Below are 14,385 nucleotides of genomic sequence, written 5' to 3'. Positions count from 1 at the left end.
AAAAATCAATCTGAAATTTACATTAATATGATTAATTTAGTCTATTGTTCTTTTTTTATACTATTTAATATATTATTATTTTTAGTCATAGATAAAAAAAAATTATTGAATAAGTCGATTCTAATTGGCGGTTGGGCATTTTTCTTAACCTTAATTGTTATTCATTTTGCTAATCTAAAACTACCATATTTTATGAATTCATCGGATTTTATTGAAATATTTTTTTTTAGTCTTGCACTTGTATTCTTTTACTATCTATTCAAATTCTTAACATATCGAATCGATCCTAAAAAAAAATATAATCAATTAAATTATTTAATAATTAAATCATTAAAAAATGGCTTACTTTTTAAGTTAGTTTTTTCAATGGTTACGCTATATCAAACATTAGCAATTTTAAGTCACTAATTCTTTTCTTTCTAAAAAAATACCACACCTATGAAAAAATATATCCTATTATTTACAATTCTTTTTTTAAGTTGTAAATCAAATGAAAAAACAATTGAGCCAACTGGCATAGTAACTTCTAAAGCCATGGTCGTTTCAGCTCGAGAAGAAGCCTCCAAAATTGGAGTTGAAATTTTGAAAAAAGGCGGCAATGCTTTTGATGCTATGGTGGCTACCGAATTGGCTTTGGCCGTAAGCCATCCACAAGCAGGAAATATTGGAGGTGGTGGATTTATGGTGTACAGAAAAGCCAATGGAGAAACAGGCGCTTTGGATTATAGAGAAAAAGCCCCGCAATCTGCCTCAAAAGATATGTTTTTGGATGCCAACAAAAATGTAATAGAAGGAAAAAGCACCGAAACAGCTTTAGCTTCTGGGGTTCCAGGAACCATTGCTGGCGTTTTTGAAGTGCATCAAAAATTTGGTTCCTTACCCATTAGCGAAATTTTAAAACCAGTAATCGCCTTGGCAGAAAGAGGTGTCGTGGTTACACAATATCAAGCCAACGATTTGTCAAAATACAGGGCTTCATTTATAAAAGCAAATGGCCCAAATAGTTTGTTTTCGAAAGTGTATAAAGTTGGCGATACCATTAAGTATACTGCGTTGGCACAAACTTTAAAACGCATTTCTAAAAATGGAAAAAAAGAATTTTACCAAGGAGAAACCGCTCAAAAGCTTGTTACATTTATTGCCAAAAAAGGCGGAATTTTCTCTTTGTCTGATTTAGAAAAATACCAAGCAAAATGGAGAAATCCAATCACATTCAATTACAAGGATTTAAAAATAACTTCTATGTCTCCTCCGAGTAGTGGCGGTATCTGTTTAAACCAAATCATGAAAATGATTGAACCCTATCATCTTGCTGAGATGGGACATAATAGTCAAAAAGCTATTCAGGTCATCACAGAAGCAGAAAGGAGAGCTTATGCCGATAGGAACTATTTTTTAGGAGATCCTGATTTTGTAAAGCTTCCAATAAAAGAACTTCAAGACTCGACGTATTTGAAAAATAGAATGGCTGATTTTTCATTTGATAAAGCAACAAAATCAGCGGTACTCGCTCACGGAACAATTCAAGGCTACGAAAGCAAGCAAACTACCCATTATTCAATTGTTGACGCTGAAGGAAATGCCGTTTCGGTTACTACCACTTTAAATGATAATTTTGGTTCAAAAATTTATTGCGATGAATTGGGTTTCTTTTTGAATAACCAAATGGATGATTTTAGTGCCAAAGCAGGTGTGGCCAATTTATACGGTCTTACAGGTTCAGAAGCCAATAGTATTGCGCCCGAAAAAAGAATGTTAAGTTCAATGTCACCGACCATTGTCGAAAAAAATGGCAAACTTTTTATGGTTGTTGGTACCCCGGGAGGTTCTACAATTATCACCTCTGTTTTGCAATCTATTTTAAATGTATATGAATTTAATTTGAGCATGCAAGAAGCAGTCAATGCTCCAAGATTTCACCATCAATGGTTGCCTGATGAAATTGTTTTTGAGCCCAATTCCTTCTCAAAATCATTACTCAAAGATTTAAAAATGAAAGGCTATACCATTAATGAAAAACACAGTGAAATTATTGGTGAAGTTGACGCTATTTTAGTGCTTCCCAATGGTAAACTTGAAGGGGGAGCTGACAAAAGAGGAGATAATAACGCATCTGGATATTAAAAAATGAAAAAAATACACATCTTATTCCTATTTATCTTTATAAATAGTTTTGCGCAAAACAATACAAAAACCACAGGTTTACTAGTTGACAAAGGTATGGTGGTTTCGGCACGAGAAGAAGCCTCAAAAATAGGCGTCGAAATCATGCAAAAAGGAGGCAATGCCTTTGATGCTATGGTGGCTACCGAATTGGCTTTAGCAGTTGCTTACCCGTATGCGGGAAATTTAGGTGGCGGTGGATTTATGGTGTATCGCAAAGCCAATGGCGAAATCGGTTCTTTGGATTATAGAGAAAAAGCTCCTTTGGCAGCGAGCAAAACCATGTTTTTGGATAAAGAAGGTAATGTTATCAAAGGAAAAAGTACCGAATCGCCTCTGGCTATTGGCGTACCGGGAACCATCGCTGGTGTTTTTGCCGTTCATAAAAAATTTGGAAGTCTTCCTATGTCCGAAATACTAAAACCTGTAATTGCTTTGGCAGAAAAAGGAGTGGTAGTCACGCGCAAACAAGAGCTCCGATTAAACAATTACCGAGAAGAAATTATAAAAGCAAACGGAAATCAAACCTTGTTTGCACAACCTTTTAAAGAAAAAGATACCATAAAATATCCCGCTCTAGCAGCAACGCTAAAACGAATCGCAAAAAATGGTCGTGATGAATTTTATAAAGGACAAACGGCAAAAACCTTAGTGCAGTACTTGCAACAAAAAGGAGGCATCATTACGATGAAAGATTTAAGACAATACGAGGCCAAATGGCGTACTCCGTTGTCATTTCAATATAAGGATTTGAAAATCATCTCTATGCCTCCACCAAGTAGTGGTGGTATTTGCTTGGCTCAAATTTTTAAAATGATTGCTCCTTTTGATTTATCGAAAATGGGACATAATTCATCCGAATCTATACAAGTAATTGTAGAAGCCGAACGCAGAGCTTACGCAGACAGAAGTCACTATCTTGGCGATCCCGATTTTGTCAAAATCCCAAGTAAAGCATTGCTAGCGGATGACTATTTACAACAACGTATGAGTAGTTTTAGTTTTGAAAAAGCCACGTTGTCCTCTGAAATCAAAGAAGGAAAAGTGAACTATAACGAAAGTACCGAGACCACTCATTATTCTATAGTTGATGCCGCTGGAAATGCCGTCGCCGCCACCACAACCTTAAATGATGGGTATGGTTCCAAATACTATTGTGATGCTTTAGGTTTTTTCCTCAATAACGAAATGGATGATTTCAGCTCCAAACCAGGAACTCCAAATATGTTTGGTTTAGTTGGAAACGAAGCCAACAGTATTGCTCCAGGAAAACGAATGCTAAGTTCTATGACCCCAACTATCGTTGAAAAAAACGGGCAATTATTTATGGTAGTAGGTTCGCCAGGAGGTTCTACTATTATTACTTCGGTTTTACAAACGATTTTGAATGTTTACGAATACAAATTGAGTATGCAACAGGCGGTAAATGCGCCCCGTTTTCACCATCAGTGGTTGCCTGATTTAATTACATTTGAACCCAATACGTTCAATACTTCAACTTTTGAAAAACTAAAAACCAAAGGATACATCATCAATGAAAAAACGACTCCTGTCATTGGAAAAGTCGATGCAATTTTGGTTTTACCTAATAAAAAACTTGAAGGTGGAGCTGATTTTAGAGGTGACGATACCGCGGTTGGCTTTTAATTATGGATTTCATTACAGCCTTAGAAAAAGAATTTACAGCGCTGGCCAATACAGCACAAAGTATGGCTATGGAAGCGTATATGAAAAACAATTTTCAGTTTTTTGGTATTCCAATGCCACAACGAAGAGTCATTTTAAAATCGGTTAGTGCGGCTCATTCAGATAGTATAAAAACAAATACTCGCACGCTGGCGTTTCAGCTTTATGAAAAACCGCAAAGGGAATTTCATTATTGCGCATTGGAACTTTTAATTCAAAATTGCAGCAAAAAACTAGTCTTAGATGATATTCATTGGATAGAAAAACTACTGCTCACCCACTCGTGGTGGGATAGTGTCGATACAATTAGCAAATATTTATTAGGTCGTTATTTGGTTCAATTTCCTGAACAAAAGAATAAGGTGATTGAGAATTTTTCTAAATCATCAAATATCTGGCTGAACAGAAGTACACTTTTATTTCAATTAGACTATAAAAAGAACACCAATTTTAGTATCTTAGAAGCTGTTTGTGAACACTTTAAAGAAAGCAATGAATTTTTCATTCAAAAAGCAATGGGTTGGGCGTTAAGAGAATACAGTAAAATCAATCCGATAGCTGTCCAAAACTATGTTTTAAGTACCAATTTAAAACCATTAAGCAAAAAAGAAGCCTTACGAATTATTGAAAAACAAAAACTATGAATTTCAGCACAATTATTACTAGCGCGATCAATCGATTCGAATCACTAATTGTATGGAGTCAAAGTAAATTTACTAGTAAACAATTCATTTTTTTATCAAGTGTATTGGTAGGAATTTCAGCTGGTTTAGCGGTTATTGTCTTAAAATCGTTTGCGCATTCCGTATTTACTTTTGCAACTTATGTCAATGGCATCTTAAAACTCAATTACATCAACAGTATTCTGCCTATAATTGGGATTTTGTTGACGGTTTTTGTTGTACATAAATTATTGGGAGGAAGTATAGAAAAAGGTACTTCTCAGATTTTGTATGCCGTTGCTAAAAAAGCAAGTATCATCCCCAAAAAACAAATGTATGCACAAATTGCAACCAGTTCATTAACTGTTGGCTTAGGTGGTTCGGCTGGTTTGGAAAGTCCCATCGTGATTACTGGTGCAGCTTTTGGTTCCAATTATGCACAAAAATATCATTTGAGTTACAAGGACAGAACTTTACTTATTGGTTGTGGCGTTGCAGCAGGAATTGCGGCCGCATTTAATGCTCCCATAGCCGGTGTATTGTTTGCCGTAGAAGTATTATTAGTTGATGTAAGCATTGCTGCTTTTACGCCCATAATGATTGCTGCCGCGACAGGTGCGATGGTCTCTGTGGTTGCATTAGATGAAAGCATCTTATTATCCTTCAAACAGCAAGAAAATTTTCATCATCTAAATATCATTTACTATGTTTTTTTAGGCGTTTTTACTGGATTTGTTTCTGTGTATTATTCAAGATATTTTCAAAAAATAGAAAGATACTTTCATGTTTCAAAACTTTCTGTTTACAAAAAGGCACTATTAGGTTCGAGTATCTTGGCTTTGTTAATTTTTGTTTTCCCAACCCTATTTGGAGAAGGGTATGAAAGCATACGTATTTTGTCTCAAAATGATCCTGGACAATTACTCGAAAACACACTTTTCAAAGGATTCCGCAATAACAATTGGGTGTTACTTTTATTCATTGGTGCCAGCATGATGCTCAAAGTATTTGCTACGGGATTCACTTTAAGTTGCGGAGGAAATGGAGGAAATTTTGCTCCCTCTCTATTTTTGGGGTCATATGTTGGTTTTTTCTTTTCATCCTTGCTCAATCTTATTGGTATAGCGAAATTGCCTGTAAGTAATTTTACTATCGTTGGAATGGCGGGTATTTTGAGTGGATTATTTCACGCTCCGCTTACCGCTATTTTCTTGATTGCAGAAATCACAGGTGGTTATGGACTGATGATTCCTTTGATGATTGTAGCTTCAACGAGTTACGCCATTTCAAAACGTTTTGAAAAACATTCGATGGATGTGAAAAATTTGGCCAAAAAAGGACACGCATTTACCAGTAATAAAGATGCTAATGTATTATCAACCCTTGAAACTAGTACAATCATTGACGTCAGTTACCTTACTATTTCGGCAAATGAAAACTTAGAACGCTTGGTAGACTTAATTTCTCACTCAGATCAAGTTATTTTTCCAGTAGTCAATGAAGAAAATGAATTATTAGGCGTGGTTCATTTTAATGACATTAGAGAAATCATATTTAATACCTATCGTGTAAAATATACTTTGATCAAAGAAATTATGGTTACCCCAGCAGCATTAATTGCTCCAACTGACCGTATGGAAATCGTGATGAATAAATTTGAACAAACCAAAAAAGCATTTCTTCCTGTCGTACAAAATGGAAAATATGCTGGTTTCATCTCAAAATCAGTGGCTTTAGAAGCTTACAGATCTAAACTTAGAGCCATGACTATTGACTAATCAATAATTTTATTTTATTATATTGTAACAAAAAAGGCAAAGTGCCTACTAACCCGATTAAAATCAAATAACTAAACTTTAATTTTATGAAAACCTTAAAAATGTCAGCTTTAGCACTTTTTCTTTGTACAAGCAGTGCTTCATTATTTGCTCAAACAGCAGATGAAATTATTTCAAAATACATAACCACTATTGGTGGAGCAGAAAAACTAAAAGCATTGAAAAGTGTAAAGATGGAAATGGTAGCAAACGCTCAAGGGATGGAGATTCCAGTTGAAATTTTCCAAGAAAAAGGAGGAAAAATGGCTGTAAAACTGAATTTACAAGGTAAAGAAATTACGCAAATGGCTTCTGATGGCGAAACGATGTGGAGTACCAATTTTATGACCATGAAAGCTGAAAAAATGGATGCTGAGTCTACTGCAAATGCAAAATTAAGTAATGAAGATTTTCCTGATCCATTTTTAGACTATAAATCCAAAGGGTATAGCGCAGAATTTATGGGTAAAGAAACAAAAGAAGGAACAGAATGCTTTAAGGTAAAATTTACCAAAAAACCAATCATGGTAGATGGTGTAAAAGCTGATGATATTACTTACTACTTCTTCGATACCGAAAACAATTTGCCAATCGCAGCTGAAACTGAAATTAAGCAAGGACCAGCCAAAGGGCAAAAATCTACTTCAACTATGAGTGATTTTCAAGAAGTAGATGGAATTTATTTCCCATTTTCAATGAATCAAGGAGGCCAAGTAATGAAAGTTAAAAAAATCATTTTAAATCCTACTGTCGATTCAAAAATTTACACTTTTCCAGCTCAATAACATCCATAGAATCAACCCGAAGTCCTTATTGCAAAATAAGGGCTTTTTTTACCATTATTTTTATGAAAAAAACATTTATTTGGGTTGCTTGTATAGGCGTACTATCTGCAACAAATATTTTAGCACAAGATAAAATTGTACTAAAAGGCAAAGAACTTTTTGGTGACATGCAGGCCAGACATATTGGTCCTGCCTTAATGAGTGGTAGGATTACCGATCTCGAAGTGCATCCTACTAACAATAAAATCATATATACAGGAACAGCTGGCGGTGGAGTTTGGAAAAGTAACGACGGTGGAGCCTCTTTTAATCCAATATTTGATGAACATATTCAATCCATAGGCTGTGTAGCTATTGATCCTTCAAAACCAGACCAAAACATTTGGGTGGGTACTGGAGAAACTTGGACTAGAAATAGTGTTTCTATGGGAGACGGCATCTACAAATCAACCGATGGTGGTCAGAACTGGAAAAACATGGGATTGCCAAAATCAGACCGAATTAGCTCTATTATCGTTGATCCAAAAAATAGCGATATTGTTTGGGTTGGTGTTCTTGGAGCTTTGTGGGGAGATAGTGATGAACGCGGCATATACAAAACTACCGATGGAGGAGCTACATGGAATAAGGTCTTGTTCGTGGACAATAAAACAGGTTGTTCAGATTTGATTATGGATCCAAAAAATAGCAACATTATGTATGCCTCATTTTGGGAATTCCGAAGAACAGGTTGGTCATTCAGCTCAGGAGGAACCAAATCGGCTTTGTATAAAACAACTGATGGAGGAAAAACTTGGAACAAAATTCACAACGGATTCCCTTCTGGACAATTAGGTAGAATAGCCATTGCTGTTGCGCCTTCTAATAGTAACATCTTATATTCTGTACTTGAAACAGAAAAAGCAGAATTGAATGGTTTATATCGCTCTGATGATGCAGGTGCCAATTGGAAACATCTGAATAGTGATTTTGGTTTAGTGGTTAGACCTTTCTATTTTTCTAGAATTACCGTTGATCCAAAAAACCCTGAAACTATAGTAAAAGGTGGTTTAAGCGGATCCATAAGTAGAGATGGAGGAAAGACCTTCAAAAACCTTGGAAACATGCATTCTGACATCCATGATATCGTTTTTGATATTAATGATAGCAATAGAATGTATTGTGGTACAGATGGTGGGGTTTATAGAAGTTGGGATGGCGCAAATACTATGGAAATGGTTAGCAACATGCCTGTTTCTCAATTTTACCACGTAAGCATTGACGATAAAGAGCCGTTTAACGTATATGGAGGTTTACAAGACAATGGTTCTTGGTATGGCCCATCTAAAAGTCCCGGAGGAATAGAATCCAGAGACTGGACAAGAATTGGTCAAGGCGATGGTTTTAGAGTGATTAAACACCCAACAAAGAACATTATTTACAGCGAAATGCAAGGTGCCGAAAATGTTTGGCGCTACAATACCGATACTCAGGAATTGATTACGATTCAACCTTTGGCCGTAAAAGGCGATCCAAAATTACGTTTCAACTGGAACGCCCCAATGGAAATCAGTAAAAAGCAACCTGATCGTTTCTATATGGGAAGCCAGTTCGTACATAAATCAGAAGATATGGGTCGTACATGGACCAAAATTTCACCAGATTTAACTACAAACGATGCATTAAAATACAATACAGAAAAATCTGGCGGATTGTCTGTTGACAATTCTGGTGCAGAGAAACATTGTACTATTTTTACAATTGCCGAATCCCCTTTGAACGAAAAAATAATTTGGGCCGGAACTGACGATGGTAATGTACAAGTTACCAAAGATGGAGGTAAAACATGGACTAATGTGGTTGTCAATATAAATGGACTACCAAAAAACACTTGGTGTTATCACATTGAAGCGAGTACTTTTGGAGAAGGAACAGCCTATGCTGTTTTTGAAGGTCATGCAAAAAATGACTATACTCCATATGCCTACAAAACGACAGATTTTGGAAAAACATGGAAATCTATTATTACTCCTGATGTTGATGGTTTTGTTCGCAACATTCAAGAAGATTTTACCAATGAAAACTTATTGTTCTTGGGCACCGAAAAAGGTTTATACATTACTATAGATGGTGGAGCGAACTGGTCTCATTTTACTAATAAAATGCCTTCAGTTGCTGTACACTACATGGAATTAAGTCCAAAAACCAATTCGTTGGTTATGGCAACTCATGGTCGTGGTATTATCATCTTAGATGATATTACCCCTTTGCGTCAAATAAGTCAAGACGTTCTTGCCAAAGATGTTCACTTCTTTGACTTGAAGCCAGCTGTAATTGAAGAGCAATCAAGTTTTGGAACTACCGCCACAGAATTAGAGTTTGTGGGTAGCAATCCATCTTCTAGTGCTCAAATCATCTATTACTTAAAGAAAAGACATACCTTGGGTAAGATGGATCTTGAAATACAAGACGAACAAGGTAATAAAATTGTGTCGCTACCTGCAGGAAAACAAAAAGGGATAAACGTAGTAACTTGGGACTACAATATGAAAAACCCAAAAATTGCTGCTGGAAAAACAGTATCATTTGCTGGTTTTACCTCGCCACGTGTGCAAGAAGGCACTTATAAAGTAGTGATGACTAAAGGAAAAGATACTTACACTCACACCTTTAAAGTACTAAATGATCCTAAAAGTAGTATTTCTGCCGCTGATAGAGCGAAACAAAAAGAAACTACACGAGAGTTGTTCAACAAAAATGAAGAACTAGCTTATGCAGTGTATGAAATTGATGAAACTGTGAAATTATTAGATCAATTAATTGCTAAAAATAAAGGTTTTGCCAAAAATGGCACAAAAATCAAAACTGATTTTGAGAATGTAAAGGCAAAAATGGTAGTTACTACTGGTGATGGCTATGTAGCTTCGGCAGAACCTCAGTTAAGAGAGAAACTCGGAGATTTATATGCGGCAGTGGCTGGAAACTTTACGGCTCCTTCTCCTTCACAATTAGAAAATAAGGAAGCCATTATGCAACGGTTTGATAACGAAATGAAAGATTTCAAAACGGTTAAAGCTAAAAATGAAGCTACTTATTTAAAACAAGCAAAAGAACAAAACATACCGTTTGTTTTGAAAACCTATGCTGAGTTTGTGGCAGAATAAGCCCATTTAAAAGACAATGAATCAAAAACGCTAACTTCGGTTAGCGTTTTTTTATTATCGGATTGTAAAAAAATTTTATTTATCCGATATTAAATGTAATTTTGTGGGGTTATGTGGGATATAGACTTAGGATATCAGGAAGAATTTCAATCAACGTTTGAACGATTGTATCAAAAAAAGCAAGATTTGCAAAATAGCAGACCCTTGCCTACCATCGCTTTGAATAAAATTAAAGAAAGTTTATCCATAGAATGGACCTACAATTCCAATAGTATAGAAGGAAACACCTTAACACTTAGAGAAACCCAAATGGTTTTGCAAGAAGGCATCACCATAAAAGGAATTTCCTTGAGAGAACATTTTGAAGCACACAATCATGACAAAGCCATTGATTACCTTTTTTCGATAATCAATGATAATTATGTCTTACGAAGTATTGACATATTATCGTTACACGGTCTGGTTTTACGATCTATTGAGGATGATTTCGCAGGTAGATTACGCAATGGAGGCGTTCGTATTTCGGGTGCAAATTTTATTCCACCCAATGCAAACAAAGTTATGGATTTACTAGATGAATTGATTGACTTCATTAACACAAATCCTTTAAACCTGAACGATATTGAGTTGGCAACTATTTTTCATCATAAATTAGTTTGGATTCATCCTTTTTTTGATGGCAATGGAAGAACGGTTCGTTTGAGTATGAATTTGTTATTGATGCGATGTGGTTTTCCTCCAGCTATCATACTCAAAAACGATAGAAAAAAATACTATGAAGCCCTCAATCAAGCTAATAATGGTAACTATCAAAAATTAATACTTTTGATGAGTCAAGCATTGGAACGAAGTTTGAACATTTACCTAAATGCTATGCCTGATAGCGACAATGTCTATCAAAAAATAGCTAATATTGTTAGTGAACCAAGTAGTCCTTACGGGCAAGAATATGTTAGTTTATTAGCTCGATCGGGGAAAATAGATGCCTACAAAGAAGGCAGAAATTGGTATACGACCAAAGAAGCCATTGAGGCCTATATTAGCACTAGAAAAAGAAAACGCTAACCCACAAGTTAGCGTTTTTACCATTCTTTTTTAACACAATCTTCGATAGTGTTCTACTAAAAGAATAAATCAAAATAGTAACTTTGCTTCCGACCTATTCGGAATTTGCGAAATTATGCTAGATACAAACAATACCATTGAAGTTCAAGGCGCTCGTGTTCACAACCTAAAAAACATCGACATTGCTATTCCTAGAGAAAAACTCGTTGTCATAACAGGACTTTCGGGTTCGGGGAAATCGTCTTTGGCCTTTGATACTATTTATGCCGAAGGACAGCGCCGCTATGTGGAAACCTTTTCGGCTTATGCCCGACAATTTTTAGGAGGATTGGAACGTCCTGATGTTGATAAAATTGATGGCCTTTCGCCTGTGATTGCGATTGAACAAAAAACCACTAGCAAAAGTCCGCGTTCTACGGTTGGTACCATTACTGAAATATACGATTTCTTGCGTTTGTTATATGCTCGTGGCGCCGATGCTTACAGTTATAACACGGGAGAAAAAATGGTTTCCTACTCAGATGATCAAATTAAAGAATTGATCATTCAGGATTTTAATGGAAAAAGGATCAACATTTTGGCTCCTATCATCCGAGCTAGAAAAGGTCATTACGCAGAACTCTTCCAACAAATTACCAAACAAGGTTTTCTAAAAGTAAGAGTAAATGGCGAAATAGTAGACATTACTCCCGGAATGAAACTCGATCGCTACAAAACACACGATATTGAAATTGTGGTGGATAGAATTGCGGTTGATACTTCTGAAGATATTCAAAAACGTTTGTCCGAAAGCATCAATACCGCTATGCATCACGGTGAAAATGTATTGATGATTTTGGATCAGGACACGAATGAGGTACGCTATTTTAGCCGTAATTTAATGTGTCCAACAACTGGAATATCCTATCAGAATCCTGAGCCCAATTTGTTTTCTTTCAACTCCCCAAAAGGAGCTTGCGAACACTGCAACGGTTTAGGAACTGTTAATGAAATCAATATCAAAAAAATCATTCCAAATCCAAAGTTATCCATCAAAGCGGGTGGTTTTGCTCCTTTAGGCGAATACAAATCGTCTTGGATTTTTAAGCAACTGGAAACTATTGGAGAAAAATTCAATTTTAAAATCACGGACCCCATTGAAAATATTTCAGCCGAAGCGATGGAAATGATTTTGAATGGTGGTAAAGAAAAATTTGCTATTCAATCTAAAGATTTGGGCGTAACGAGAGAGTATAAAATTGATTTTGAAGGCATTTCGCATTTCATCAAAAACCAACACGACGAAAGTGGTTCAACTACTATCAAACGTTGGGCTAAGGAATTCATGGACGAAATTGCTTGTCCGGTTTGTGAAGGTTCGAGACTAAAAAAAGAAGCTAATTATTTTAGAGTCCATGAAAAAAGTATTTCTGAATTGTGTGACATGGACATTTCAGATTTGACCACTTGGTTTTTGGATCTTGAAAATCATTTAACAGATAAACAAAAACGAATTGCAACAGAAGTCATCAAAGAAATCAAAGACAGATTAGCGTTTTTGATGAATGTTGGTTTAAATTATTTGGCGTTGAGCCGAAGCTCAAAATCACTTTCGGGTGGTGAAGCACAGCGTATTCGTTTGGCTACCCAAATTGGTTCGCAGTTGGTTGGTGTGCTTTATATTTTAGACGAACCGAGTATTGGTTTACATCAAAGAGATAATGAAAAACTGATTCATTCACTAGAACAATTGCGTGATATTGGCAATTCGGTTTTGGTCGTTGAGCACGATAAAGATATGATTGAACGTGCCGATTATGTAATCGATATTGGTCCAAAAGCAGGAAAATATGGCGGAGAAATCATCAGTATTGGTACTCCTCAAGAAACCTTAGCCTCGAACACGATTACTGCTCAGTATTTGAATGGAACAATGAAATTTGACATTCCAAAAAAACGCAGAACCGGCAACGGAAAATTTCTAAAACTAACTGGAGCGACTGGAAACAACCTTAAAAATGTTTCCATTGAAATTCCATTGGGGCAAATGATTTGTGTAACAGGTGTTTCGGGAAGTGGAAAATCGACTTTAATCAACGAAACCCTCTACCCTATCTTGAATGCGTATTATTTTAATGGAGTCAAAAAACCACAGCCGTATAAAAAGATTGAAGGTTTAGAACATATCGATAAAGTAATTGATATTGACCAAAGTCCAATTGGAAGAACACCGCGTTCTAATCCTGCGACTTACACTGAGGTTTTTACAGAAATTCGCAATTTGTTTACAATGACTTCTGAAAGCATGATTCGTGGATACAAAGCGGGACGTTTTAGTTTTAACGTAAAAGGTGGCCGATGTGAAACCTGTGAAGGCTCAGGTGTTCGAACCATCGAAATGAATTTTTTACCCGATGTATATGTAGAATGCGAAAGTTGTCAAGGCAAACGATTTAATAGAGAAACTCTAGAAATTCGGTACAAAGGTAAATCCATTTCGGATGTATTGGATATGACGATTGATGAAGCGGTACCGTTTTTTGAAAATATCCCAAAAATATATAGAAAAGTCAAAACCTTACAGGATGTTGGTTTGGGTTATATCACTTTGGGTCAACAAAGCACCACGCTTTCTGGTGGCGAGGCGCAACGTATTAAACTAGCAGGAGAATTATCTAAAAAAGATACAGGGAATACTTTTTACATTTTAGATGAACCTACAACTGGTTTGCATTTTGAGGATATTCGGGTGTTGATGGATGTGATTAACCGATTGGTGGACAAAGGAAATACCGTTTTGATTATCGAACACAATATGGACGTTATAAAACTAGCTGATTATATCATTGACATTGGACCCGAAGGCGGAAAAGGTGGCGGACAACTCGTAGCCAAAGGCACACCTGAGGAAATCATTAAAGTAAAAAAGAGTTATACTGGAGTGTTTTTAAAGAAAGAATTAGCATAATTTTAAAAAAGTTCCGTAGGAGCGACTATATTGTAGCAACGGATTTTAATCCGTTGAAAATAAAAACAAAAAAAAGTTCCGTAGGAACGACTAAATTGTAGCAGCGGATTTTAATCC

The 14,385-nt window shown here is 35.9% G+C and carries 8 protein-coding genes; all 8 read left to right on the top strand.

What is annotated here, in order from left to right; all coding sequences use genetic code 11:
• Positions 1–438: 438 nt before the first annotated feature.
• Entirely contained in the window at positions 439–2,124 is a 1,686-nt protein-coding gene (gene ggt, locus FLB_RS04760; RefSeq protein WP_064714797.1) for a gamma-glutamyltransferase, read from the top strand.
• 3 nt (positions 2,125–2,127) lie between these two features.
• The gene (ggt, locus tag FLB_RS04755) at positions 2,128–3,810 is read left to right on the top strand and encodes a gamma-glutamyltransferase (RefSeq protein ID WP_064714796.1); all 1,683 of its coding nucleotides are present in this window, start codon (positions 2,128–2,130) and stop codon (positions 3,808–3,810) included.
• A 2-nt stretch (positions 3,811–3,812) separates the two neighbouring features.
• Positions 3,813–4,493, top strand: a complete 681-nt coding sequence (locus FLB_RS04750) for a DNA alkylation repair protein (protein ID WP_064714795.1) — start codon at positions 3,813–3,815, stop codon at positions 4,491–4,493.
• Positions 4,490–6,289: a chloride channel protein gene (locus FLB_RS04745; protein WP_064714794.1), complete on the top strand. Its 1,800-nt coding sequence runs from the start codon at positions 4,490–4,492 to the stop codon at positions 6,287–6,289. The genes FLB_RS04750 and FLB_RS04745 overlap by 4 nt, the downstream gene beginning before the upstream one ends.
• A gap of 86 nt (positions 6,290–6,375) precedes the next feature.
• Positions 6,376–7,113: a hypothetical protein gene (locus FLB_RS04740; protein WP_064714793.1), complete on the top strand. Its 738-nt coding sequence runs from the start codon at positions 6,376–6,378 to the stop codon at positions 7,111–7,113.
• Between the two features lie 62 nt (positions 7,114–7,175).
• A complete protein-coding gene (locus FLB_RS04735) occupies positions 7,176–10,256 on the top strand; it encodes a WD40/YVTN/BNR-like repeat-containing protein (RefSeq protein ID WP_064714792.1) in 3,081 nt (1,026 codons plus the stop codon).
• A gap of 111 nt (positions 10,257–10,367) precedes the next feature.
• On the top strand, positions 10,368–11,321 hold the full coding sequence (locus FLB_RS04730; RefSeq protein ID WP_064714791.1) for a Fic family protein: 954 nt from the start codon (positions 10,368–10,370) through the stop codon (positions 11,319–11,321).
• A gap of 115 nt (positions 11,322–11,436) precedes the next feature.
• Positions 11,437–14,268: an excinuclease ABC subunit UvrA gene (gene uvrA, locus FLB_RS04725; protein ID WP_064714790.1), complete on the top strand. Its 2,832-nt coding sequence runs from the start codon at positions 11,437–11,439 to the stop codon at positions 14,266–14,268.
• Positions 14,269–14,385: the final 117 nt, after the last annotated feature.

This window comes from Flavobacterium succinicans, assembly GCF_001662485.1.
Classification (GTDB): domain Bacteria; phylum Bacteroidota; class Bacteroidia; order Flavobacteriales; family Flavobacteriaceae; genus Flavobacterium; species Flavobacterium succinicans_A.
The sequence above is the reverse complement of the archived record's forward strand: the minus strand, read 5'-3'. Positions and strand labels throughout refer to the sequence as shown.